The sequence below is a fragment of the Duganella sp. S19_KUP01_CR8 genome (assembly GCF_036688705.1).
GTDB lineage: Bacteria > Pseudomonadota > Gammaproteobacteria > Burkholderiales > Burkholderiaceae_D > Rugamonas.
In genome coordinates this window covers 1-24,439 of sequence record NZ_JAQQPR010000051.1, presented here as the reverse complement: position 1 = coordinate 24,439, position 24,439 = coordinate 1, and the positions used below count along the sequence as shown (strand labels likewise).

25 protein-coding genes are annotated in these 24,439 nt (G+C 64.7%); 14 read left to right on the top strand and 11 right to left on the bottom strand.

Annotated elements, in window-relative coordinates:
- Positions 1 to 179 precede the first annotated feature (179 nt).
- From V6M89_RS29455 to V6M89_RS29420, 8 genes are all read left to right on the top strand, one after another.
- Positions 180 to 2,444, top strand: a complete 2,265-nt coding sequence (locus V6M89_RS29455) for a TonB-dependent receptor plug domain-containing protein (RefSeq protein WP_332856557.1) — start codon at positions 180 to 182, stop codon at positions 2,442 to 2,444.
- A 96-nt stretch (positions 2,445 to 2,540) separates the two neighbouring features.
- A complete protein-coding gene (locus V6M89_RS29450) occupies positions 2,541 to 2,861 on the top strand; it encodes a hypothetical protein (RefSeq protein ID WP_332856556.1) in 321 nt (106 codons plus the stop codon).
- Positions 2,858 to 5,197 carry a GAF domain-containing protein gene (locus tag V6M89_RS29445; RefSeq protein ID WP_332856555.1) on the top strand — a complete coding sequence of 780 codons (2,340 nt, stop codon included), beginning with the start codon at positions 2,858 to 2,860 and terminating at the stop codon, positions 5,195 to 5,197. Before V6M89_RS29450 ends, V6M89_RS29445 begins: the two co-directional genes overlap by 4 nt.
- A complete protein-coding gene (locus V6M89_RS29440) occupies positions 5,194 to 6,108 on the top strand; it encodes a LysR family transcriptional regulator (protein ID WP_332856554.1) in 915 nt (304 codons plus the stop codon). The genes V6M89_RS29445 and V6M89_RS29440 overlap by 4 nt, the downstream gene beginning before the upstream one ends.
- A 74-nt stretch (positions 6,109 to 6,182) precedes the next feature.
- Positions 6,183 to 7,352 (top strand): PepSY-associated TM helix domain-containing protein, encoded by a 1,170-nt coding sequence (locus V6M89_RS29435; protein ID WP_332856553.1) that lies wholly within the window; start codon positions 6,183 to 6,185, stop codon positions 7,350 to 7,352.
- Positions 7,353 to 7,532: 180 nt separating this feature from the next.
- A complete protein-coding gene (locus V6M89_RS29430) occupies positions 7,533 to 7,823 on the top strand; it encodes an H-NS histone family protein (protein WP_008447725.1) in 291 nt (96 codons plus the stop codon).
- 93 nt (positions 7,824 to 7,916) lie between these two features.
- Positions 7,917 to 9,194 carry a metal-dependent hydrolase family protein gene (locus tag V6M89_RS29425; RefSeq protein WP_332856552.1) on the top strand — a complete coding sequence of 426 codons (1,278 nt, stop codon included), beginning with the start codon at positions 7,917 to 7,919 and terminating at the stop codon, positions 9,192 to 9,194.
- Positions 9,195 to 9,259: 65 nt separating this feature from the next.
- Positions 9,260 to 9,874, top strand: a complete 615-nt coding sequence (locus V6M89_RS29420) for an LON peptidase substrate-binding domain-containing protein (RefSeq protein WP_332856551.1) — start codon at positions 9,260 to 9,262, stop codon at positions 9,872 to 9,874.
- Here the strand turns inward: V6M89_RS29420 and V6M89_RS29415 are convergent.
- Positions 9,871 to 10,389: a hypothetical protein gene (locus V6M89_RS29415; RefSeq protein WP_332856550.1), complete on the bottom strand. Its 519-nt coding sequence runs from the start codon at positions 10,387 to 10,389 to the stop codon at positions 9,871 to 9,873. The two genes, V6M89_RS29420 and V6M89_RS29415, sit on opposite strands and share 4 nt — an antisense overlap.
- Positions 10,386 to 10,919, bottom strand: coding sequence for an RNA polymerase sigma factor (locus V6M89_RS29410; RefSeq protein WP_332856549.1), 534 nt, complete (start codon positions 10,917 to 10,919; stop codon positions 10,386 to 10,388). Before V6M89_RS29410 ends, V6M89_RS29415 begins: the two co-directional genes overlap by 4 nt.
- Before the next feature lie 150 nt (positions 10,920 to 11,069).
- Between V6M89_RS29410 and V6M89_RS29405 the strand changes: the two genes are divergently transcribed.
- The gene (locus tag V6M89_RS29405; RefSeq protein WP_442882016.1) at positions 11,070 to 11,699 is read left to right on the top strand and encodes an FMN-binding negative transcriptional regulator; all 630 of its coding nucleotides are present in this window, start codon (positions 11,070 to 11,072) and stop codon (positions 11,697 to 11,699) included.
- Positions 11,700 to 11,716: 17 nt separating this feature from the next.
- Here the strand turns inward: V6M89_RS29405 and V6M89_RS29400 are convergent, their stop codons facing one another.
- From V6M89_RS29400 to trpS, 3 genes are read right to left on the bottom strand one after another with little or no spacing between them, the layout of a single operon-like run.
- Positions 11,717 to 12,676 carry a DMT family transporter gene (locus V6M89_RS29400; protein ID WP_332856547.1) on the bottom strand — a complete coding sequence of 320 codons (960 nt, stop codon included), beginning with the start codon at positions 12,674 to 12,676 and terminating at the stop codon, positions 11,717 to 11,719.
- An 11-nt stretch (positions 12,677 to 12,687) separates the two neighbouring features.
- Complete coding sequence (locus tag V6M89_RS29395; protein ID WP_332856546.1) at positions 12,688 to 12,996, bottom strand: DUF1294 domain-containing protein; 309 nt, start codon at positions 12,994 to 12,996, stop codon at positions 12,688 to 12,690.
- A gap of 5 nt (positions 12,997 to 13,001) precedes the next feature.
- Positions 13,002 to 14,054: a tryptophan--tRNA ligase gene (gene trpS, locus V6M89_RS29390; protein ID WP_332856545.1), complete on the bottom strand. Its 1,053-nt coding sequence runs from the start codon at positions 14,052 to 14,054 to the stop codon at positions 13,002 to 13,004.
- Positions 14,055 to 14,331: 277 nt separating this feature from the next.
- On the opposite strand from trpS, the gene V6M89_RS29385 reads away from it, so the two are divergent.
- Positions 14,332 to 14,571 carry a hypothetical protein gene (locus V6M89_RS29385; protein WP_116994394.1) on the top strand — a complete coding sequence of 80 codons (240 nt, stop codon included), beginning with the start codon at positions 14,332 to 14,334 and terminating at the stop codon, positions 14,569 to 14,571.
- Between the two features lie 56 nt (positions 14,572 to 14,627).
- The gene (locus V6M89_RS29380) at positions 14,628 to 16,547 is read left to right on the top strand and encodes a CocE/NonD family hydrolase (protein WP_332856544.1); all 1,920 of its coding nucleotides are present in this window, start codon (positions 14,628 to 14,630) and stop codon (positions 16,545 to 16,547) included.
- Positions 16,548 to 16,550: 3 nt separating this feature from the next.
- Here the strand turns inward: V6M89_RS29380 and V6M89_RS29375 are convergent, their stop codons facing one another.
- The 3 genes from V6M89_RS29375 to V6M89_RS29365 are packed head-to-tail and all read right to left on the bottom strand — an operon-like array spanning position 16,551 to position 19,318.
- Positions 16,551 to 17,369 (bottom strand): substrate-binding periplasmic protein, encoded by an 819-nt coding sequence (locus V6M89_RS29375; protein ID WP_332856543.1) that lies wholly within the window; start codon positions 17,367 to 17,369, stop codon positions 16,551 to 16,553.
- The gene (locus tag V6M89_RS29370) at positions 17,366 to 18,625 is read right to left on the bottom strand and encodes a TCR/Tet family MFS transporter (RefSeq protein ID WP_332856542.1); all 1,260 of its coding nucleotides are present in this window, start codon (positions 18,623 to 18,625) and stop codon (positions 17,366 to 17,368) included. Before V6M89_RS29370 ends, V6M89_RS29375 begins: the two co-directional genes overlap by 4 nt.
- Positions 18,626 to 18,658: 33 nt before the next feature.
- The gene (locus V6M89_RS29365) at positions 18,659 to 19,318 is read right to left on the bottom strand and encodes an HD domain-containing protein (RefSeq protein ID WP_332856541.1); all 660 of its coding nucleotides are present in this window, start codon (positions 19,316 to 19,318) and stop codon (positions 18,659 to 18,661) included.
- 158 nt (positions 19,319 to 19,476) lie between these two features.
- Between V6M89_RS29365 and V6M89_RS29360 the strand changes: the two genes are divergently transcribed.
- From V6M89_RS29360 to V6M89_RS29350, 3 genes are all read left to right on the top strand, one after another.
- Positions 19,477 to 19,785 (top strand): hypothetical protein, encoded by a 309-nt coding sequence (locus V6M89_RS29360; protein ID WP_332856540.1) that lies wholly within the window; start codon positions 19,477 to 19,479, stop codon positions 19,783 to 19,785.
- A 95-nt stretch (positions 19,786 to 19,880) separates the two neighbouring features.
- A complete protein-coding gene (locus V6M89_RS29355) occupies positions 19,881 to 20,375 on the top strand; it encodes a chemotaxis protein CheW (protein WP_116990000.1) in 495 nt (164 codons plus the stop codon).
- Positions 20,375 to 22,003: a methyl-accepting chemotaxis protein gene (locus tag V6M89_RS29350; RefSeq protein ID WP_332856539.1), complete on the top strand. Its 1,629-nt coding sequence runs from the start codon at positions 20,375 to 20,377 to the stop codon at positions 22,001 to 22,003. The genes V6M89_RS29355 and V6M89_RS29350 overlap by 1 nt, the downstream gene beginning before the upstream one ends.
- A gap of 108 nt (positions 22,004 to 22,111) precedes the next feature.
- Here the strand turns inward: V6M89_RS29350 and V6M89_RS29345 are convergent, their stop codons facing one another.
- From V6M89_RS29345 to V6M89_RS29335, 3 genes are all read right to left on the bottom strand, one after another.
- On the bottom strand, positions 22,112 to 22,810 hold the full coding sequence (locus V6M89_RS29345; RefSeq protein ID WP_332856538.1) for a ribonuclease HI family protein: 699 nt from the start codon (positions 22,808 to 22,810) through the stop codon (positions 22,112 to 22,114).
- Positions 22,810 to 23,559, bottom strand: a complete 750-nt coding sequence (locus tag V6M89_RS29340; RefSeq protein ID WP_332856537.1) for a hypothetical protein — start codon at positions 23,557 to 23,559, stop codon at positions 22,810 to 22,812. Before V6M89_RS29340 ends, V6M89_RS29345 begins: the two co-directional genes overlap by 1 nt.
- A gap of 249 nt (positions 23,560 to 23,808) precedes the next feature.
- Positions 23,809 to 24,066, bottom strand: coding sequence for a hypothetical protein (locus V6M89_RS29335; RefSeq protein WP_332856536.1), 258 nt, complete (start codon positions 24,064 to 24,066; stop codon positions 23,809 to 23,811).
- Between the last annotated feature and the right edge of the window lie 373 nt (positions 24,067 to 24,439).

Genomic DNA, 24,439 nt, shown 5'->3' with positions numbered 1-24,439 from the left:
CCCCATTTGAGCATGAGCTCGACTGTGCCAGCCGAGCTCATGCTCAAATGGGGGACCTGACCCCGGGTTTAGGAATTCGTACTAAACAATCTGGGCGTCTTGTTAAATGCTGAACATTCCGGTTTAAACAAGGCATAATGCAAGCTCGCCACTTGTCCGACCACTTTCCCTTAAGAATCATGCCTGTTCGCCAACTTCGTCTGACGCAGATCGCTGCCGCTGTCCTGTCCATTTACTTCGCCGCCGGCGCGCATGCCGAGGCCGAAGCGCCGGAGGCACCCGCCAAACAGCAGGTCAAGCAGCAGGCCAAGCCGGCCGAAGCCGCCCCCATGCAGAAGGTGGAGATCAAGGGCGCCGCCGCCAGCTATGACGCGCGCCGCGATGATACCGCTAGCAAGACCGTCGTCACCAGCGAGGAAATCCAGAAATACGGCGACACCTCGGTCAACGACGTGCTCAAGCGCGTGCCCGGCATCACCGTCAGCGGCGCGGCCGGCCGCAGCGGCGGCGAGATCCGCATGCGCGGCCTGGGCAACGGCTATACCCAGATCCTGATCAACGGCGAGCGCGCGCCGGCCGGCTTCGCCATCGACAGCCTGTCGCCCGACGTGATCGAGCGCATCGAGGTGCTGCGCGCCGCCAGCGCCGAGTTCAGCACGCAATCGATCGCCGGCACCATCAACATCGTGTTGAAGAAGGCGCTCAAGGCGGCCCAGCGCGAAGTCAAGTTCAGCGAAGGCAAGGGCAGCAAGTTCAGCTCGCCGTCCGTCAGCTTGCAGATGTCGGACAAGCTCGGCAGCACCTCCTACTCGTTCGGCGGCAACGCCTGGCGCTATATGTACAACCGCGTGACGCCGTCGTTCGATACCGGCGCGGACGCCGCCGGCGTCCCCAACCTGGACCGCGCCGCCACCTGGCACGACCAGGGCCGCGCAGACGGCATGAATTTGTCGCCGCGCATCAACTGGACGCTGGACAACGGCGACACGCTGACCTCGCAAACCTTCGTCAACCTGAACCAGTTCGTCAGCAACAGCCACAGCCGCACCAAGACCACGCTGGGCAAAGGCCCGGACTACGACCGCGTCGACAGCACCTTCAGCAGCCACAACGGCTTCGGCCGCAGCGACCTGAACTGGGTGCACAAGCTGGGCGAGGGCGCCAAGATGGACCTGAAGGCCGCCGTCAGCGACAACCGCAACACCGCCGATTCCCTGCAGTTCGGCGGCAACAACGGCCTGCCGGCGACGCTGGCGCGCACCGTCATCTCGACCAGCAGCGAGCAGGGCTTCAGCACCCAGGGCAAGTATTCGCGGCCACTGACCTTCGGCACGGCGCCGGCCGACGGCAAGGGCGAGGCGCCGACCGAGCACGCCTTGTCGGTGGGCTGGGACGCCGGCATCACCCAGCGCGACGACACCCGCAGCCAGCGCGAAGCGGCGCTGCCGGGCGGCCTCGCGCCGGACAACAGCGACGAAGGCTTCTCGGCCAAGGTGACGCGGCTGGCGCTGTTCGGCCAGGACGAATGGAACCTGACGCCGCAATGGTCGCTCTACACCGGCCTGCGCTGGGAAGGCCTGGACACCCGCAGCGACGGCAATACCTTCGATTCCGTGCAACAGCGCTCCAGCGTGTTCAGCCCGCTGATGCAAACGCTGTTCAAGTTCCCCAACAAGAAAGACCAGCTGCGTCTGGCGCTGACCCGCACCTACAAGGCGCCGTCCACGTCCAGTCTGATTCCGCGCAAGTTCACCTCGACCAACAACAGCCCGACCGAACCCGACCGCCGCGGCAATCCGCACCTGAAGCCGGAACTGGCGCTGGGCCTGGACGCCTCGTTCGAACATTACTGGGGCGAGGGCGGCCTGCTGAGCGCCAGCGCCTCGATGCGCCGCATCGACAACTACACCCACCAGGGCTTGCTGTACGAAGACCAGCGCTGGGTCTCGACCTCGATCAACGACGGCCGCGCCGAAACCCGCGGCATCGAGCTGGAAGCCAAGTTCCCGGTGCGCGCGCTGATCGAGCACGCGCCGGCGCTGGATGTGCGCGCCAGCATCAGCCGCAACTGGTCGCGGGTGGAAAGCGTGCCCGGCCCCGACAACCGCCTCGACCAGCAGACCCCGCTCAGCGCCACCCTGGGCGTCGACTACAAGAGTCCGAGCGGCATGCTCAGCACCGGCAGCAGCTTCAGCTTCCGCAACGGCGGCCTGGCCCGCCTGAGCGGCACCCAGGGCGGCTACACCAGCGTGCGGCGCGACCTGGACGTGTATGCGTTGTGGAAAATCGACACCCAGAACAATCTGCGCGTCGCCGTTTCCAACCTGCTGGCGCAGGACTACATCACGGAAAGCCTGTACAGCGACACCAGCGGCACGCAGAACCGGCTGACGGTGGCCAGCGGCGAAACCCAGTTGCGCGTCACCATCGAAAAGCGTTTTTGAAGGCAGGATTCCGAGGCGCAGTGATTCCAGGATGATATGATGCTGTGGTGTACTTCTTGCAGCGGGCCTCCCCTGAAAAAGCCTAAAGTTACCGAGATGATCCAGCCCGACGACGACAGCCTGCGTCTGGCGCTGGCCGAGGTGCGTGATTTGCAACGCACCGTGGTCGTGCTGCGCTCGGAGTTGGAGCTGTCCCACAACGAGCGCCAGCACGCGGTGCAGGACGCCTTGTCCTTCGCCCACAGCGAGATCAGCCAATTGCGCGAAACCGTCGCCGCCCTGCGCACCAGCCTGGAAAGGCTGACGCAGGAAAAGATCGATGCGCTGCAACAGGCCAACACCGTGCGCCACGCCGAAATCGCCCAGCTGCACGACACCATCCGCGCGCTGCGCGACACGCTGGAGGCGCGCGCATGAGAGATCCTGTGTCCACCTCGAAGCCCGCGATCCGCAGCGTGCCGGCCAAGCCGCCCGTCAAGAGCGAGGCAGCCTCGGCGCAGGCGGTGGCCGGCGCCCAGCGCAAGCGGCTGCGCCAGGTCGAGCTGCTGCTGGAAGTGTCGCGCCGCATGGCCGCCTACGATACGCTGGATGAAATCCTGACCGCGCTGATCGACGTCACCACCGAGGAACTCGATGCCGAACGCGGCACGCTATTCCTCAACGACGCCGAGACCGGCGAACTGTTCTCGCGCGTCGCACAGGGCAATATCCAGCGCGAGATCCGCTTCCTCAACCACACCGGTATCGCCGGCCACGTGTTCACCACCGGCGAGGCCGTGAACATCGTCGACGCCTACGCCGATGCGCGCTTCAACCGATCCATCGACGAGCAGACCGGCTTCGTCACCCGCAACATCCTGTGCGTGCCGATCAAGACTTTCAAGGGCGAGATCATCGGCGTGTCGCAGACGCTGAACAAGCGCCGCGGCAAGTTCACCCGCGCCGACCTGCAGTTGCTGGAAGCGTTGACCACGCAAGGCACGCTGGCGCTGCAAAGCGCGCGCTTCCTCGAAAGCATGAAGAAGATCCGGCGCCAGGAGATGGAATTCATCGACGTGGTGTCCGAGGTCACGGCCGACATCAAGCTCGGTTCGCTGCTACAGAAAGTGATGGGCGAGGCCACGCGCCTGCTCAACGCCGAGCGCTCGACCCTGTTCCTCAACGACGAGAAAACCGGCGAGCTGTGGTCGGAAGTGGGGCAGGGCCTGGAGTCGCTGCAAATCCGCCTGCCCAACACGGCCGGTATCGCCGGCGCCGTGTTCACGTCCGGCAAGACCATCAACATTCCCTATGCCTACGCCGACCTGCGCTTCAATCCGGCGTTCGACAAGCGCACCGGCTACTTCACCCGCTCGATTTTATGCGTACCGATCGTCAACAAGGCCGGCAAGATCATCGGCGTGACGCAGGTGCTCAACAAACGCGGCGGCCCGTTCACCCACGAGGATGAATCGCGGCTGCGCGCCTTCACCGCGCAGATCTCGATCGCGCTGGAAAACGCCAAGCTGTTCGCCGACGTCCAGCAGATCAAGAACTACAACGAAGCCATGCTGGAGTCGATGTCGAACTGCGTCATCACGCTGGACGGCCAGGAGAAGATCGTCACCTGCAACGCCGCCGGCCTGCGCATCCTGCGCACCGCGGCGGACGGCATCGTCGGCCGCTCGGCGGCGGAGTTCTTCGGCGCCGCCAACACCTGGGTGATGGACAAGCTGCGCCACGTCGAGGAAAAACAGACCGCCGAACATTTGATGGACGCCGAGCTGGTGCTGGACGACGCCACGCTGTCGGTCAACTTCAGCGTGCAGCCGCTGCTGTCGATGGAGAAGAAGCGCATCGGCTGGATGCTGATGCTCGAAGACATCTCCAGCGAGAAGCGCTTGCGCTCGACCATGTCGCGCTATATGGACCCCGGCATCGCCGACCAGATGGTGGCCAACGGCGCCGAAATGCTGGGCGGTAAAAACGTGCACGCCACGGTGCTGTTCTCGGACATCCGCAGCTTCACCACCATCACCGAGCAGCTCGGCGCACAGGGCACGGTCACCTTGCTCAACGAATACTTCACGATGATGGTCGACTGCATCCAGCGCGAAGAGGGCATGCTCGACAAGTTCATCGGCGACGCCATCATGGCCGCCTTCGGCATTCCGGTTGGCCACGACGACGACGCCGACCGCGCGCTGCGCACCGCCATCGCCATGATGAATGAGCTGAGCGCCTGGAACCAGCTGCGCGCGCGCGAGGGCAAGCCGCCGGTGGAGATCGGCATCGGCCTCAACACCGACCAGGTCGTGTCCGGCAACATCGGCTCCAAGAAGCGCATGGACTACACCATCATCGGCGACGGCGTGAACCTGGCGGCGCGGCTGGAATCGGCCTGCAAGCAATACGGCGCGCGCATCCTCATCAGCGAGTTCACCTACCGCGCGCTGCGCGGCACCTACCGCCTGCGCGAAGTGGACATCGTGGTGGTCAAGGGCAAGACCCAGCCGGTCTCGATCTACGAGGTGATGGACTTCCACACCGAGGACAGCTACCCCAACCTGGCCGAGGCCATGGGCCTGTTCCGCAACGGCCTGCTCAGCTACCGCAAGCGCCACTGGGCCGCCGCCGGCAAGCTGTTCGACGAGGTGCTGGCGCTCAATCCGCACGACAAGGTGGCCGCGCTGTACATCGAGCGCTGCGGCCACATGGCCGACTATCCGCCGCCCGACGACTGGGACGGAACCTTTGTCATGGAATCGAAGTGAAGATCCCCCGCAGCACGCTGGAGCAGTGGCAGGTATTGCAGGCGATCGTGGAATGCGGCGGCTATGCGCAGGCGGCCGAGGCGCTGCACCGCAGCCAGTCGTCGGTCAGCTACATGGTGGCCAAGTTGCAGGAGCAACTGGGCGTGGAACTGCTGGAAATCGACGGCCGCCGCGCGCGCCTGACGAAAAACGGCGAGGCTTTGCTGGCCAAGGCGCGCGAGCTGCTGGGCGACGCCTTCCTGCTGGAGCAACTGGCCGCCAGCCTGGCCGAAGGCTGGGAGCCGCAGGTCGGCATCGCGGTCGACAGCCTGTTCCCGGTCGAGCTGCTGGTGCAGGTGCTGCGCGATTTCGAGCCGTGGGCCAAGCACACCCGCGTCAACCTGGAGGAGACCGTGCTGTCCGGCTCCGAGGACGCGCTGCTGGAAAAGCGCGTCGACATCGCCATCGTCAGCCGCGTCCCGCCTGGCTTCCTGGGCGATGTGCTGATGGATATCGACTTCGTCGCCGTGGCCCATCCCTGCCACGCGCTGCACACGCTGGGCCGCGAGCTGGAAGTGGACGACCTGGGCCGCAACCTGCACATCGTGGTGCGCGATTCCGGAACGCTGAACCCGCGCGACCACGGCTGGCTCAACAGCAACCAGCGCTGGAGCGTCACCAATCCTTACACGCGGCTGGAGATGCTGTGCAACGGCCTGGGATTCGGCTGGGTGCCCGAACACAAGATACGGACCCAGCTGGAGCAAGGTTTGCTCAAGCCGCTGCCGCTGCGGGTGGGGCAGCGCCGCAAGCTGTCGCTGTCGCTGATCGTCGCCAACCCGGAAGTGGCCGGCCCCGCGACTTGCCGCTTGGCCAACCTGATCCGCAAAGTGGTGAAGGATGGCGTCGAGCACCGCCCTCTGTGCGAATGAGCCGTAATTGAGAATTGTTCGCATCCACAATCAACTTTTAGTATAATCGGCGTCCTCTTTTGATGCCGAGTCCAATGTCCACCGCCCACCACCCAGTTCACCGACCGCCACGCAGCCTGCGCCAGACCATCCGTCCCGGCGTGCTGTGGTTGCACCGCTGGCTGGGGTTGACGCTGGGCCTGGTGCTGGTGCTGGCCGGCCTGAGCGGCAGCCTGCTGGTGTTCCAGCACGAGATCGACGCCGAGCTCAATCCCCAGCTGGTCCACAACGCCGTGCCCTGCGTCGCGCCGCTGGATGTGATCGGCGCGGTCGCCAGCCTGCAGCGCGTGTGGCCGCAGGCGAAAGTCAGCTCGGTATATTTACCCAGCCATGCCGGCGCCAGCTATGGCCTGTATTTCAAGTCGCCCGGCGTAGCCGACAACGAGGCCATGCTGGACTCGTGCAGCGGCGCCTTGCTGGGCAGCCGCAACCGCGAAGAAGTCGGCTTCGACGCCCCGCATCTGGTGCCGACCCTGCTGCGCTGGCACAACAGCCTGCTGCAAGGCAAACCCGGCCGCGCCGCGCTGGGCTGGCTGGCGCTGGCCTGGGTGGCCTTGCTGATCGTCGGCCTGCTGCTGGCCTGGCCGACCCCGAATTCCACGCCGGGTTGGAAGCGCGCCTTGCGCGTCAATCTGCACCAGAACGCTTATCGCAGCCATTTCGACCTGCACCGCTCGGCCGGTTTGCTGGCGATTGTGCTGATGCTGGTGCTTGCCGCCACCGGCTTCTACAACGGCTTGCCGGAACTGGCGCGCGCGCTGGTGGGGCAGGTGACGGCGGTCAGCGCCGAGCACCGCAGCATCGCCATGCCGGCCGTGCAAAAAGGCGAAACCACGATTTCCTGGAACGACGCCAAAGCCATCGCCGAACAGCACCTGAGCGACGGCGCCGTGCTGCTGGCGCTGCAACGCTTGCCTGATCGCGGCCTGTACCAGGTCCGCCTGCGCCGCGCCGACGACTGGCAGCGCACCGGCACCTTGCGCCTGTTGATCGATATACGCAGCGGCGCCGTGATTGAAACAGTTAATCCGCTGTCAGGCACTGGCGGCGACCGCTTCCTGGCGTCTTTATTCCCGCTGCATTCAGGCCAATTCGGCGGCGCCATAGGCCGCTGGCTTATGGTGATTGCCGGTTTGTTGCCTGCGCTATTCTTTATAACGGGGCTTTCTACCTGGGTATTGCGCCGCCGTCGTAAAAGCGTCTGATACACGCTTCATTTGAACAAGAGTGGTGGAAATTATTCGTTTTTATCGCTATATTGGTATTTGTCACATATATCTCTGGAGAATCGGCGCAAAGTTATGGTAAATTGCGCTAATAAATTCTCACACATTGTCACCAGTGGTTTTTTTTAATATTTAACCCGCCAATAAGAAGGAAATACGATGACGACTTACCAGGAATACAAAGCAAAGATCGCCGAACTGGAAAATCTGGCCGAAAGCGCCCGCAAGAATGAAATCGCGCAGGCCAAAGAGAAAGTCACGGCTATCATGCGTGAATACGGCCTGACCGTGGCGGATCTGGGCGGCGTAGCCAAGGTGAAGACGGTCAAGACCCGCGCGCCGGTGCCAACCAAATACCGTGACGACGCAACCGGCCAGACCTGGACCGGCCGCGGCCGCGCTCCTAAATGGCTGGAAGGCAAGGACAAAGAGCAGTATCTGATTAAGTAAGCTTACTCAGCAAGCTCGCTGCAAGGCCGGGGTGTGCGGGTTTATATTTCTTATAAACCCCGGCCCCGGCTTTTCTCTTTTGGGACGCGATCCATGATGCGCCGTGCCGCAGTATTATTCTCCGCTTTAATTTCCCTCCTTACTCCCGCCGCGCAGGCTGCCGACAGCTTATTAAGCCCGGACCGCGTCTGGACCGGCGACGGCCCCGCGCATGACCATTGGTCGGTGCTTATCGTGCAGGGCAAGATAGCCGCCGTCGGCCCCGCCGATAAAATGAATGTCCCCGCCGGCGCCGAACGTATCAGCCTGCCCGGCGCCACGCTGATCCCGGGATTAATGGATCTGCATTCGCATCTGTTGCTGCATCCTTATAACGAAACCTCGTGGGATGACCAGGTCCTGAAGGAGTCGGTGGAATACCGCACCTTGCTGGCTGGACGCCATGCGGCCGCCACATTACAAGCCGGCTTTACCACGCTGCGCGACCTGGGCACCGAAGGCGCTTTATATGCCGACGTGGCGATTAAAAAAGCGATAGAGGATGGTGTTATTCCCGGTCCGCGTTTATTCATCGCCACCCGCGCGATTGTCGCCACCGGCACTTATGGTCCGTCGCCGCGCAGCTACCGCGCCGACGTCGATCTGCCCAAGGGGGCGCAGGAAGCCAGCGGCGTCGACGAGGTCACGCGCACGGTGCGCGAGCAGGGCGCGCGCGGCGCCGACTGGATCAAGGTCTACGCCGACTACCGCACCGGCGCCGACGGCAGCGCCCACGCCACCTTCTCGCAGGCGGAACTGAATGCGCTGGTGGCCGCCGCCCATGAATCGGGACGCAAGGTTTCCGCGCATGCAAGCACGGACGAAGGCATGCGCCGCGCCACGCTGGCCGGCGTCGACAGCATCGAGCACGGCTACGGCGGCAGCGAGGCCACCTTCCGCCTGATGGCCGAGCGCCGCGTCGCCTACTTCCCGACCCTGACGGCGCCCGAGGCGACCAGCGAATACTTCCAGAAATACCAGCGCGGCGGGCCGCCGACGCCGTCCATGCAGGCCGCCGCGCGCGCCTTCCAGCTGGCGCGCAAGCTGGGCGTCATCATCGGCAATGGCAGCGACGTCGGCGTGTTCGCGCATGGCGACAACGCGCGCGAGCTGGAATGGATGGTCAGGCTGGGCATGACGCCGACCGAGGCGCTGCAGGCTGCCACCGTGGTCAACGCGGCGGTGCTGGACCGCGGCGCCTCGCTGGGCCAGATCCGCGCCGGCTACCTGGCCGACCTGGTGGCGGTGCAGGGCGACCCGACCCGGGATATCGGCGCGCTGCGCAGCGTTGCTTTTGTGATGAAAGGCGGTCTGATTTTTCGCCGACCTTAAGGAAGCCGTAAGGTTAGTGCTGGTTGTCTAGACCGGGCACAGCCATTTCATGCGATGATAGCGGAATGGCATCAATTCCTCTTTTTCCGCTTAATACCATCCTGTTCCCGGACGGGCATTTGCCGTTGCAGGTGTTTGAAGTGCGCTACCTGGACCTGGTCAAGCGCTGCATCGCCCGGGGTGAAGAATTCGGCGTCGTGCCGCTGCTGGAAGGCAGCGAAACCCGCGTGCCCGACAAACATGAAACCCTGTCCGACGCCGGCACCATGGCGCGCATCCTCGACTGGACCGCGCCGCTGCCGGGCCTGCTGCAAATCTCCTGCATCGGCACCACGCGTTTCCAGATCAAATCCGCCGAGCAGCTCAAGCATGGCCTGTGGATGGCCGAGGTCGAGGAAGTCGCCGAAGACCTGGTGGTGCCGGTTCCCAGCGAGCAGCAGGACGTCGCCAACGCGCTGGGCTCGCTGATACGCTCCTTGCAGAAGAAGCAGATCTCCACCGCCAACATGCCGCTGGCGCCGCCATACCGGCTGGACGAAGCCGGCTGGGTGGCGAACCGCTGGTGCGAACTGCTGCGGCTGGACGTGGAAGAGAAGCAGCGCCTGCTGCTGCAGGAAAATCCCGTGCTGCGCCTGGAGCTGATCCAGGACGTGCTGAGCGAGAACGGCTTGCTGGATTAAGCCTGGTCCAATTGGGCTATCCGGGCCTGCAGCTTGCGCGCGGTCAGGTGGTTCATGACGATCACCACGATAAACGGCACCGCCATCAGGGCCACCATCTGCCACGGGAACTGCGACGGATCCGGCTGCGCCATCCCCCACAGCAGCAGCGCGATGCCCGGCGTGCATGGCAGCATGCACCACAGCCACAGGCCGCGCAGCAGGTCGCGCTGGCGCACCAGCTCCATGCGCAGGCAAGCCACGGCGGGCAGGGCCAGGCTTTCCGGCGGCATGGCATGGCGCCTGAGCTGGTACAGGATGTTGAAACTGGCCAGCACGATCAAGCCGCTGCCAATGCGCATGAACGGTTCCGGCGCCAGCCAGGCGTAGACCGCGAAAAACAGGGCCGCCAGCAGCGCCGCGATATTCTCCTGCAGGTCGCGCAGTTTGACTTGACGTTGAAAGCGCCCGGTCTCGCCGGCGTAGTCCGAAGCCGGCTGCGATTGCCACAGCGATTTGATGTCGTCGTCGTTCATGATGTGCTCCTCTCGCCGAACCGGTTGGCCAGCAGTGATTTGATGCGATGCACCTTGGTCGCCACGTTGCGGGCCGACAGGCCGGTGATTTCGCCGATGCTGGCGGCGTCCAGGTCCTCCAGGTAGAGCAGCATCAGCTGCCGGTCCAGCGGCCGCAGCGCGTGCACCAGGGCCATCACGCGTTGCAGGTCGAGGCGGCGGTCGGTCAGCTGCATGTCGGCCGTTTCGTCGGCGTGCAGTTCCGCTTCCTCCAGCTCCACGCCGTGCCGCTCCACCGAACGCATGCTGCGCTGGACATGCGTGGCGCCGACGTTGTGCGCCACCCGGTACACCCAGGTGCGCAGCGAACACTGTCCATCGAAGCCCGCAAAGCTGCGCCACAGCGCCAGATGCACCTCCTGCAGCAGCTCCTGCCGCCTGGTCGGGTCGCGCTCGTAGCCGGCGGCGAAGCGCGCCACATGGCGGCCGAAGGTCGCCGCCGCTTCCCGGTACAGTTGGTCCTGCGCTGTCTTCTTCCCTGGTGTGTTCATCTCGTCTGCTTGATTGGCCCGCTTGTAAGAGGTAGTCATCAATGTACAGACTTTCTTACACTGGCACCATGGCGGCGCCCCTTGCTGGCTCTGTCGGCGGTGCGGTGCGGCTGCTACACTGGCCTGGTCATCCACGCCACCCGCCCAGCCATGTACCTGCAACCCGCTTTTGCCGAAGACCGCCTGGAAGTCCGCCATGGTCTGATACACGCCTATCCGCTGGCGACGCTGATCGTCGTCGATGCCGACGGCGTCACCGCCGACCTGATCCCCTTCCTGCTGTACGCCGACGAGGGCAGTAGCGGCCTGGGCGTGCTGCGCGCCCACGTGGCGCGCGCCAATCCGCTGTGGCGCAAGCTGGAGGCGGGGGCGCAATGCCTGGTGGTGTTCCAGGGGCCGGAGGCCTACATCAGTCCGAGCTGGTATGAAACCAAGCGCACCACGCACAAGGTGGTGCCGACCTGGAACTACGCGATGGTGCAGGCGCGCGGCGTGGGCCGGGTGGTGGACGATCCGTTCTGGCTGCGCCGCCTGCTGGACCACCTGACCAACAAGCACGAAAGCGGCCTGCCGCAGCCGTGGGAGGTGGACGACGCGCCTGTCGATTTCATGGCCGCGACGATGAAAGCCATCATCGGCATCGAGATCCCGATCGACAGTCTGGTGGGGAAATGGAAGGTCAGCCAGAACCGCAGCGCCGCCGACCAGCGCGGCGTGGCGGCGGGCTTGCAGGATGGCGCGATGGCCGAGCTGGTGGCGGAGCGCTTCAAGCCCGAATAACTGGCCGACTAGTAGGACTAGCCGGCGTGCGCCTCGCTGGCGTCGTCCAGCGCATGCACGCGCATCGACCACATCACGCCGGCCACCAGCAGCAGCATGGCGGCGATCTCCAGCCCGCGCGGCAGCTGCTGCTTGTAGATGCAGCCATACATCAGCGCGAACAGGGTCTCGAACAGGATCAGCTGGCCGGACAAGGTCAGCGGCACCTTGCGGCTGGCGATATTCCACAGGTGGTTGCCGATCACCGACGCGCCCAGTGCCAGCAGCGCATTGACGATCCAGAACAGCGTCCAATCGCGGCCGCTGGCCACGGCGCCGGCGCCGGTCACGTCGGCATGGAACAGCGCCAGCCCCGCCAGCGCAATCGCCAGCGCGATCAAGCCGCTCGACAGGCCGTACAAGGCCGACCACTCGCCGCTGCTGAAGTGCGGATTGCGCTTCAGGTAGCGCGCATTGTCCACCGAATACCAGGTCCAGCACAGCAGCGCGCCGGCCGCGCACAGCACGCCGAGGATCTTGTCGGCCAGCGGCGCGCCGTTGCCCGCGTCGTGGGTGAAGACGTCGATATTGATGCAGGCGATGCCGGCCGCCACCAGCAGCAGCGGCAGCATCAGCTGCTTGAGCGGCACCGAGCCGTGGTCCTTCTGGCCGACCAGCGTGACCGAAATCGGCAGCACGCCGATGATCAGCGAAGTGGCCGCCACGCCGGCGAACTTGACGCCCAGCGCAAGCAACATGTAATAGACGATGTTACCGGCCAGCGCATGCTTGATCATCGCGACCACGTCGGCGCGGTCGAGGCGGCGCAGCAGCGCGGGCAGGCGGCGCGCCATCAGGGCGCCGGCGATCAGGCCGTAGGCGATGTAGCGCCCGCAAGCCATTTCCAGCGGCGTGAACGCCGTCAGCAATTCCGGCACGATGAACACCATGCCCCACATGGCGCCCGCCAGCAAACCGCACATCACGCCATGCCACATGGTCGAACTCCTCAGTAGATTGTGCACAGCCACCAGACGGCGGCCAGCGCGGACAGGTTCAGCGCCACGCTGCACCAGTAGGCGAGCTGGAATGAAGTCTTGACCGTCTTGTGGCGCAGCCAGCGCTGCGCCAGCAGGCCGCCGGGCCAGCCGCAGGCCAGGCCCCACAGCAGCAGCGTGCTTTCCGGCGTGCGCTGGCGGCCCTTGATGGCGGCCGATTTGTCGGCCGCGTAGGCGATGAAGCAGATGATGCTGGCGACGCCGTACACCGCCGCAAGCCACAGCAGCGCAAGCTGCGAGGGCAGGGCGTCCGGCGTCACCAGGTTCAGAAGTAGCTCAGGCCGAGGGCGGCCTTGACTTCGTCGGCGGTGCGCGCGGCCACTTCGCGCGCGTGCATCGTGCCTTCCTTCAGCATCTGCATGATGTAGCCCTTGTCCTGCGCCAGCGCTTCGCGGCGCGCGCGGATCGGTGCCAGCATCTCCTGCAGCACCACTTCCAGGCGCTTCTTGACGATCGAGTCGCCCAGGCCGCCGCGCACGTAGTGGGCCTTCATTTCGGCCAGCTTGTCCTGTTCAGGATCGAAGGCGTCCAGGTAGATGAAGGCGACGTTGCCCTCCAGGTGGCCCGGGTCTTCCACGCGCAGGTGCAGCGGATCGGTATAAACCTTTTTCACGGCGGCGGTGATCTCGGCCGCGGTGGCGCCCAGGTTGATCGTGTTGCCCAGCGATTTGCTCATCTTGGCCTTGCCGTCGGTGCCCGGCAGGCGGCCGATTTCCGGCACCAGCGCCTTGCATTCGACCAGGATCTCCTGGTTGACCAGGCGGTTGAAGCGGCGCACGATCTCGTTGGTCTGCTCGATCATCGGGATCTGGTCGTCGCCGACCGGCACGATGGAAGCCTTGAACGCCGAGATGTCGGCCGCCTGCGAGGCCGGGTAGGTCAGGAAGCCGGCCGGGATGTCGCGCTCGAAGCCGCGCAGCGCGATCTCGGTCTTCACGGTCGGGTTGCGCTCCAGGCGCGCCACGGTCACCAGGTTCAGGTAGTAGAAGGTCAGCTCGGCCAGTTCCGGGATCTGCGACTGGATCAGGATGGTGGACTTGGCCGGATCGATGCCGACCGCCAGGTAGTCCAGCGCCACTTCGACCACGTTGCGGTGCACCTTGTTGGTGTCGTCCATATTGTCGGTCAGGGCCTGGGCGTCGGCCAGCATGATGAACTGCTTGTATTCGTGCTGGTAGGCGACGCGGTTGCGCAGGCTGCCGACGAAGTGGCCGAGGTGCAGCGGGCCGGTCGGGCGGTCGCCGGTCAGGATCACGGTCGGGCCTTTAGGCGCGGCTGGCGCGGTGGCGATTACTTCGGATTGTTCGGTCAAGCTCATCAGGGGTTCCTTTACGTTGCCCCGGTCCGGCGCGACGAATATAAAAAACGCCACCAGATAAGGGCGGCGTTGATAAAAATATCACATCACTATGGGTAGACAGTGGCCGCGCGCTAGGAGCGGCGCCAAATCAGGCAGGCGTGACGTGTAGTAAAAAATTTCATGCGCGTATGGTTGCAGCTCAGCGCCGGTCTGTCAAGGTGTGAGCCGCCGCAAGGCCCGGCGCGGGATTGGGAACTAGATTGAGTGCTCGCGGCCTAAGCCCAAGGAGATTAAAATGCCTGATAACTTCGATTCTGTCGCATTTATGGATACTCTGATTGAAGGCGGCATGCCAGAGAAGCAGGCCAAGGCGCTGGCCTCGGCCATGTTTCAGCTCGTCGACAGCCATCTGGTGACCAAGAACTACCTCGACATGCGCCTGGCGCAGCTCAAGTCGGAGTTGATACAGTGGATGGTGGGCGTGATCGTCGTACAAACCGGGCTGACCGCCGTGCTCTTCAAGCTCATGCATTAATCTAAACGATAAGGTAGTATTGCCGATCTTGAGCAATACCCCTTACCGGAGCCGATATGCGTGACCTTGTAGTTGCAGTGCTTTCCACCTTGATGGTCACCGCCGCAACGGCGCAAACGCCCACGCCGCCGATGGCGCCCGATATCCCCGCCAAGTTCGACACCGCCGTCCCCAACGCCGACTACGTCAAGCGCGACGTCATGATCCCGATGCGCGACGGCGTCAAGCTGCATACCGTCATCGTCATCCCCAAGGGCGCCGTCCACGCGCCGATGGTGCTCAGCCGCACCCCCTACAACGCCAGCGGCCGCGCCCAGCGCAACGTCAGCCCCAGCGTGCTGGCCACCGTCGGCCAGGGCGACGAAGTGATGATGGAGAACGGCTACATCCGCGTCTACCAGGACGTGCGCGGCAAATACGGCTCCGAAGGCGAGTACGTGATGACCCGCCCGGTCAAGGGCGCGCTCAACAACACCCGCACCGACCACGCCACCGACGCCTGGGACACCATCGACTGGCTGGTCAAGAACACCCCCGAGAGCAACGGCAACGTCGGCATGATAGGCTCGTCCTACGAAGGCTTCACCGTGCTGATGGCCTTGGTCGATCCGCACCCGGCGCTCAAGGTCGCGGTGCCGATGAGCCCCATGGTCGACGGCTGGCGCGGCGACGACTGGTTCCACAACGGCGCCTTCCGCCTGCCCAACCTGAGCTACATCGCCGGCCAGACCGCCGCCAAAGGCAGCGGCAAGACCTTGGCCACCGGCGTCTACGACGACTACGAAGGCGCGCTGCGCGGCGGCTCGACCGCCGATTACGCCAAACAGTTCGGCCTCGACCAGCTCAACTTCACCCGCAAGCTGTTCGAACATCCGGCCTATGACGGCTACTGGCAGCAGCAGGCGCTGGACAAGATCCTGGCCAAGCGCCAGATGAAAGTGCCGACCATGACCGTGGTCGGCTACTGGGACCAGGAAGACATCTACGGCGCCTACGCCTTCTACTCGGCGGTGGAGCCGCAGGACACCGCCAACAACAAGAATTTCCTGGTGGTGGGGCCGTGGCGCCACAGCGGCGTCAACTACGAAGGCTCCAGCCTGGGCGCGTTCAAGTTCACAGGCGACACCGCGCTGGAATTCCGCCGCGACGTGATGCAGCCTTTCCTCGACCAATACCTGAAGGACGGCGCGCCGGCCGCCGACACGCCGCCGGTGCTGTTTTACCAGACCGGCGTCAATCGCTGGCAGCGCTTGGCGCGCTGGCCGCTGGCCTGCGAAGCCGGCTGCCCTGCGCCGCTGAAGCCGATCTACCTGAAGCCGGACTTCAAGCTGGATTTCAAGCAGGACACTGAGGCGCCGAAAGACGGCGCCGCCTACGATGAATACGTGTCCGACCCGGCCAAGCCGGTGCCGTTCGTGCCGCGCCCGGTGCACATGAACGATGCGAACGTGTGGCGTCCGTGGCTGGTCAGCGACCAGCGCGGCGTTTCCGACCGCACCGATGTGCTGAGCTATGTCACCGAGCCGTTGACGGCGCGCCTGAAAATCTCCGGCGCCGCCATGGTCAACCTGTACGCCTCGACCACCGGCACCGACACCGACTGGGTCGTCAAGCTGATCGATGTCTACCCGGACGAGGTGCCGTCGCAGCCGGAGCTGGGCGGCTACCAGCTGGGCATCGCGATGGACATCTTCCGCGGCCGCTACCGCAACAGCCTGGAGCAGCCGTCGCCGATCACGCCGGGCGCGGTGGAGAAATATCGCTTCGCGCTGCCGAACGCCAACCACGTGTTCCTGCCGGGCCACCGGGTGATGGTGCAGATCCAGTCCAGCTGGTTCCCGCTGTACGACCGCAATCCGCAGACCTACGTGCCGAACATCTTCTACGCCAAGCCGGCCGACTACAAGAAGGCGACGTTGCGCGTGTACCACGCCGGCGCCGAGAGCAGCGCGCTGGAGCTGCCGGTGGTGGACTAGTGGCTAGCGCGGACGCACGCTGTTGGTCAGCACGTCCGGGGTGAAATAGCGGCGGTAGCCATCCATCACCAGGTTCGACCTGCCGATCTTTTCCAGCATGTCGACCAGCAGCCGCTGGTCTTCCGGCTTGAGCGCGTGCGACACATAAGCGCCGCTCTCGTGCCACGGCAGTTCCGGAATGGCCTCCATGCGCAGCTTTTCCTGCATGCCATTGACGCGCTGGTCGCGCCGGATCGCGCCGGCCATCAGCGTCGGCCCCATGATGGTGACGTCGGCCGAGCCGGCGTTCAGCAGGCGCGCCACCGCCACCACGTCGACCTCGATGAACAAGCGGCCCTGCTTGGACAGCTCGTTGACCAGCGCCATGTACTGTTCGCCGTAGTCGAAGCCACGCACCACGGCTACGCGCAGGTCGCGCCGCTCCAGCAAGTTCTTCGCGCTGGTGATCGGCGCCCGCTGGCCCTCCACCGAAATCAGCATCGCGCGATGGCCTATCATCGGCACGAAGGTGCCGAGCAGGTCGCGCGACGGCGTGCGCGAAGCCGGCACCAGCAGGTCCGCCTTGCCGTCCTTGTACATGGCCACCTGGCGCGCGCGCGGCACCAGCGTGAAGACGAAGTTGCAGCCGTTCCTGGCGCCCATGTTGCGCAACAGGTCGGGATAGATGCCGCCGATGTGCGTGCCCTCGACCTGGACGCTGGCGCCGCTGGTCGATACCGGCGCGGCGATATCGCGCGAACATTCGGCGGCGGCGGCCTGCAGCGCGCCGGCCGCCAGCAGCATGGTGAACATGGTGCGCATGACGATACTGCGCCGGCTCATGGTTTGGCGGCCTGCATGTGGTGCTGGCGGAAGAAGCGCTGCGCCACCAGGATGGCCAGCGCCTGCATCACCGCGCACAGGTAGAAGGTGCTGCCGATGCGCCAGTCGTTGGCGGGCAGGTGGCCGACTTCGGCCAGGATGGCGGTGCCCAGCAGTGGCATGAAGATCACCCCCAGGCTGCTGATCGATTGCAAAGAGCCCATCAATTCTCCTTGTTCATTGGGCGGTGTGGATTTCGAGACAATGCCTTGCAGCGCGGGGCCGACAGCGAACGACAGCACGTTGCAGATGATGAGCACATACATCATCCAGCCCTGCGTGGCCAGGCCGTAAAACAGGTAGGCGAGGCCGCCCGAGCACATCCCCAGCAGCGACAGGCGCACTTCGCCGAAGCGCTTGATCAGGATGCCCAGCAGGCCGGCCTGCACCACGGCCGCCATCAGGCCGACACAGAACATCGCCGCGCCGTTCTGCCCCGGCGTCCAGTCGAAGCGGAAGCTGGTGTACAGCACCCAGGTCGTTTGCAGCATCATCTGCGCGCAGGTGACCAGCGCGAAGGTCACCACCAGGCCGCGGATCTCGGTGCGGCGCGCCAGCTTGAACAGGGCGGTCAGGGGATTGATCTTGGCCAGGCTGAACGCCGAACGGCGCTCCGCCGGCAGCGATTCCGGCACCACGAAATAGCCGTAGACGAAGTTGGCGGCCGACAGCGCGCCCGCCACATAGAACGGCAGGTGGAGATTGACGTTGCCCAGCAGGCCGCCGAGCATGGGGCCGCAGATGAAGCCCAGGCCGAACGCCGCGCCGACCTTGCCGAAGCTCTTGGCGCGGTTCTCCGGCGTCGACACGTCGGACGCGTAAGCCGAGGCCACCGACATGCTGGCCGACGACATGCCGCCCACCACGCGGCCGATGAACAGGCAGGCCAGGTTGGGCGCCCACGCCGTCGACAGGAAGTTGATGCACATGCCGGCCATCGAATACAGCAGCACCGGCCGGCGGCCGATACGGTCGCTGACGGCGCCCAGCATCGGCATGAAGATGAACTGCATCAGGCCGAACACCGCGCTCATGATGCCGAACCAGTGGGTCTGGTTTTCGCGCGAGCCGGCGAACTCGCCGATCAGCATCGGCAGCACCGGCACGATCAGTCCTATGCCCAGCATATCGATGAAAACGCAGATCAGGATGAAGTTCAGGTTGCCCGCCGGCGCGGTGGCCGGCATGACGGTGGTGGCGGTATCGGGTGTGGTCATGTGGTCTGCAAAAGGAAGGTCAGGGCGAGAGGGTCAGGGCGCGGCCGGGCTGGCGGCCCACTCGGCGATGAAGCTGTCGCGGAAGGCGGTCAGCTCGTTGAGGCGGTTCTGCGCCAGGCGGCGTCCGGCGGCCGTTTGCATCTTGCCGGGCAGGGTGGCCAGCTTGGTGTCGATATGGTCCAGCGCATAGGCTTTTTCATCGAGCTCGCGGTGCAGCGCCATCGGATCGTCGGCGTGCGCCAGCGCGGTGCCCATGCGGCCGGCCGTGTAGAACAGCCGCGCCAGTCCCACCGCGCCGAGCGCGTCGAGGCGGTCGGCATCCTGGACGATCTTGGCCTCGATGGTCTCGGCGCGGATGGCGGCGGAAAAACTGTGGCTCTCGATCGCATGCGCGACGGCGGCCAGCTTATTCGGCGGGAAATCGAGTTCGGCCAGCTGGCGGCTGGCCAGCAGCGCCGCCTTGCGCGAAGCCAGGTGGCGTTCGGGATCGTTCTTGGGCAGGTTGACCAGGTCGTGCAGATAACAGCCGGCCAGCACGACCAGCGCGTCGGCCTCGGGATAATCGTCCAGCAGCAGGGTGGCGTTGCGCCAGACCCGGTGCAGGTGGTTGGTGTCGTGTGCTCCATCGGCTCCGGCGGCGGCACTGGCCAGGCGAACCAGGCGCGGGTGCCAGCTGTTCAGCAAGCTGTTCATCGTTCTCCCATGATGTCTTGGCGATCAGTTTTTCAGATCATACAGCCTGATTCAGCCCTTGTGCAGGGTAACGTGGCGGCGATTAATAATTGTTTGCTTGCCAAGTACGATGAGATTGTGCAAAATGCAACCATATTTGATAACGACAGGCACTTTTGATGCGTAACCTCCCGGCGCTTGCACCGATATTGTTGGCCTTGGCCTGCGGCCACGCGCTGGCGCTGGACGACACGCCGACCGTGGCGCCCCATTTCCAGCTGAGGGGGGAAGACTTCCGCCCGGCCGGTGCGCGCCCGAACCCGGTCGCCGGTAACCAATTGTCGGCCAAACGCGCCGCGGCGGACGCCGAGCCCGCCAAGCCGGAACCGCAGGCGCCGAATCCGCGCGCCGTGGCCACCACGGTGCTGCGCGCCTTGCCGGCCTCGACCTACCAGCTGATGGAAAAACCAAGGTGGAAATTGCGTTAAGCTTATTTGTTTCTCTGGTGCATTTATTTGCTGCGTATCTTCTTGACTTGAGGTAACATTGCCGTCAATCATTTTTGGCAATGAAGGAAAACCCCATGTCTGGTAATGTAAGCGAACTGCACGCAACGACCCCCGCCGGCGAGTATTTGGCCTTCACCCTGGGCCAGGAAGAGTACGGCATTGATATCCAAAAAGTAGCCGAGATTCGCAGCTACGAAACCCCGACCCGCATCGCCAACGCGCCCGATTTCGTCAAGGGCGTGGTCAATCTGCGCGGCCTGATCGTGCCGATCGTCGACATGCGCATCAAGTTCAACCTGGGCACGCCGACCTACGACCAGTTCACCGTCGTCATCATCCTCAACATCGGCCACCGCGTGGTCGGCATGGTGGTGGACCGCGTCTCCGACGTCACCACGCTGATGCCCGAACAAGTCAAGCCGGCGCCGGAAATCGGCTCGGCCATCAACACCGACCACATCGTCGGCCTGGGCACGCTCGACGAGCGCATGCTGATCCTGGTCGATATCGACAAGCTGATGTCCAGCGCCGATATGGGCCTGGTCGAAAACACCGCGCTGGCCGCGTGATGACGATGCTGGCCAATATCAGCATCGGCAAGCGCCTGGCACTGGGCTTCAGCATCATCCTGGCGTTTGCGATGCTGATCACCGCGATCAGCGTCTGGCGCCTGCAGGGCGTGGCCACGGCCACGCGCGAGATGATGCAGGTGCCGCTGGCCAAGGAGCGCATGATCTCCGACTGGTCAAGCAAGATTGATAGCGCTATCCGCCGCACCACCGCCATCGCCCGCAGCAGCGATCCAACGCTGGGCGCCTTCTTCGCCGAGGAATCGAAAGCCTCGTCGGCCATCTCGGCGGAATTTCAAAAGAAAGTGGAAGCGCTGATCGTCGACGCCGACGAGAAGGAACTCTTCGGCCGCATCGGCGAGCAGCGCAAGATCTACCTGTCGTCGCGCGACCAGGTGGCCAAGCTGAAAGGCGCCGGCGAACTGGAAGAGGCCGAGAAGGTCTTCGCCAACGTGTTCCGTCCCGGTTCCACCAGCTACCAGGCGCTGATGCAGGAACTGCTGAAAATGCAGCGCGCAAAAATCGACGCCACCGCCGTCCACATCGACGAAGTAGCGGCCAGCAGCCGCAACCTGCTGTACGTGCTGGCGGTGCTGGTGTTGGCCTTCGGCGCCGTCAGTTCGTGGCTGCTGACCACAGGGATCACCGGCCCGCTGCAATTGGCGGTGACGGCTGCGCGCCGCGTCGCCGGCGGCGACCTGACCGGCCATATCGACGACAGTGCGCGCGATGAAACCGGCCAGCTGCTGTCCGCGTTGAAGGAGATGAACGCCAGCCTGCTGGGCATCGTCAACGAGGTGCGCAGCGGTACCGACCATATCACCACCTCGTCGAGCGAGATCGCGGCGGGCAACCAGGATCTGTCGCGCCGCACCGAGCAGCAGGCCGGCGCGCTGGAGGAAACCGCATCGTCGATGGAAGAGCTGACGTCGACCGTCAAGCACAATGCCGACAACGCGCGCCAGGCCAACCAGCTGGCGGCATCGGCCGCGCAGGTGGCGGTCAAGGGCGGCACGGTGGTGTCGCAGGTGGTGGAGACGATGGATTCGATCAACCAGTCGTCGCGCAAGATCGTCGACATCATCGCGGTGATCGACGGTATCGCTTTCCAGACCAATATCCTGGCGCTGAACGCCGCCGTGGAAGCGGCACGCGCGGGCGAACAGGGACGCGGTTTTGCGGTGGTGGCGACGGAAGTGCGCAACCTGGCGCAGCGCTCGGCGTCGGCGGCCAAGGAGATCAAGACGCTGATCGGCGATTCGGTCGACAAGGTCAACCAGGGCAGCAAGCTGGTGGCCGATGCAGGCCTGACGATGGATGAAATTGTCAGCAGCGTGCACCGGGTCAGCGACATCATCACCGAGATTACGGCGGCCAGTACTGAGCAGAGCGCCGGCATCAATGAGGTGTATCACGCCATCGGCGCGATGGACGGCGTTACGCAGCAGAACGCCGCGCTGGTCGAACAGGCCGCCGCCGCGGCGGAATCGATGCAGCAGCAGGCAGCGGCGCTGGCGCAGGCGGTCAGCGTGTTCAAGGTGGATGGGGCATCGCCGTCGCGTTCGCGCGGCGCGCCTGCACGCACCGCCGCTTCACGCCCGGCGCTGCGCCTGACCAGCCGCGCCTAAACCGTGTCATTCCCGCGCACGCGGGAATCCAGGCATTGCCTGAATTCCCTCCATAGACCGCACGATTAGTCGCTCAGCATGGATTCCCGCCTACGCGGGAATGACGTATCAAGCCTCTGGGGCTATGGCCGGCGATCTGTCAATCGCCTGTTGCGACAGGCGGTCCGCGTCACCATTGCGGTGGCGCGGCACCCAGCGTAGGCTGACGGTGCCCAGCGGCGCCATCAAGTCCATCACACGCTGGCGATGCTCTTCCAGTCCCTTGGCGCCACGGCCTGCGGCCACTGCCTGAGCACTCAGGTTCACATCGTTGATCACCACCTGGCTGTCGCCATGCACCGTCAGCCCGGTCGCGCCCAGGCGCACGGCTGCTTCGAGCAACGCCGTCAGCGCAAGGTATTCCGCCTCGCCGCTATTGCCATATCCGGCGCGGCGGCTGATTTCCACCCGCTCGCCCTCCGGCCCGCACAGCAGCGCGCCTATGCCTATCTGCCCCGGATTCGGATGCGCCGAACCGTCGAACCATCCACGCCAGCCGTCGGTGGCCGGCCGCATGCGCGCCGCGCGCCGTTCCAGTTGCCGCGCCTTCTCCTCTAATTTAGCCAAGCGCAGTTGCTCGTCGCGCTCGCGCAAGGCGCTGCGTTCGGCCAGCAGCAGCGCCAAACCCTGCACGCCCGCCACCTGCGTCAGCACCTGATGCAAGGCCTGCGCCTCGCTCACCTCGGAACGCGCCGCCAGACGACGAGCGGCCACGCGCTCGCCCTTGTAGGCGGCCGTGGCCAATGCTTCGAAATCAGCGTCGCTCATCAATCGCGGCGCGGATTGTCTGGATGCCGGTCGTTGCGGTTGGATACGCCGTCGCCATCGCGATCGCGGTCGTAGCGGTTAGGCACACCGTCGTGGTCCTTGTCGCCGCGGCCGTGGCCGTAGTTGCGGTTGTCGTGACGGTCGTAGCGATTCGGGATGCCGTCATGATCGCGGTCGCCGTTCGGGCCTCGGTCCCAGCGCGCTTCCTCGCGCAGCCAGCGGCCATCGCGTTGCACCCAGCGCGGTTGGGCATAAACGTAGCCCGGACGCTCGGCGACCCAGCTGCCGCTAATCCATTCGTGGCGGTGGCCGCGCCAGTCCCAGTAACCCGGCGCCCAGACGTAGCCGTAACGCGGTGGCGGCATCCGTTCATAGCGCGGCGGCGGCGGGGCGACGGTCACATAGTCAACCTGCACCGGGGCCGGGCCAACGTTCACCCAGCCGCCCGGATCCAGGCGCCAGTTGCCGCCGTCGCGTATCCATTCGGCGCGGCGATACTGCGCGCCGTTGCGTTCCTGTTCCCAGCGGCCGCCGAGCCACACGTGGCGACTGCCGTCCCAGTTCCAATAACCAGGCGCCCAGACGTAGCCGCGGCGCGGCGCCGGCATGCTTTCAAAACGCGGGGGCGGCGGTGCATTGCCGATCACGACGCTGACGCCGACTTGCGCCGAGGCGATGGCTGGAGCGAATGCTGCGGCGCTCAACGCGAGCATGGCGGCAGCGTAAATGGTGTGCGAGCGTTTGATCATGATGTGTTCTCCGTTTGCGCGTTTTCGTGCAACGCTTGAACGAACTATAGCAAGCAGCGCCAGGGATGCCTCCCGATGATGCAACTTTTTACATCTGACACAAAGCTGTGGTGGTGTGTACGGTGGCGTACAGAGGGGACAAGGCGGGAAGATGCTGACGGACGAGGAGGGAATTGAGCGAGGCGGTTAGGGGCTTCGCCTGTTACGCGACGTTTCGATGGCGCGTACAGGCGAAGGGATTACGGGCCTTCAAATTTTGCTCGCTGCGGTGGTGTCGGCGGCCAGCACGGATTTGTTCTCGTCGATCAGCGACTGTTTTTTCTGTTCGGCGGTCAGGCGTTTGGCGCTGACGACGATCACTTGCATGTCCTTGGCGGCGGCTGGCGCGGTGTAGCTGGCTTGGACCGGCGCAGGGGCTGCGGTGGTTTCGTCGAGCACGTAGTTGGCGGCGCAGGCCAGGCCCAGGGTCACGACAAACAGGGCTTCGAAGTTTTTCAGGACGTTCATTTTGCTTCCTTTCGGTGGTTAAAAGTGTGTTTCGATGTGCTCACTTTATGCAAAGGCCTGTCCAGCCGCCACGTGATTGCGACGAGCCGCGTGTTTTGCGTCCCGAAATGCAGATAGGCGCGATAAGACGTTAGCTTTTCGGCCACGGAATGCGTGTTTGGCCCGGTTTTCGCGGTCCCTCCGCTAGGGCTGGGCAGATACCGTCCACCAGCGCGAGGGGCTTATGCCGCGATTCATTACCACCATCCTGCAAGCCTGGGCCGAGCGCCGCCGCGCACGCCGCCGGCAGGCCAACCTGCGCGCCGGAACACGCGGCCGCCCAGCGATGCGGCTGGTGCCGTCGGCCCGCGCCGGGCGCCAGTCGGCGGCAACC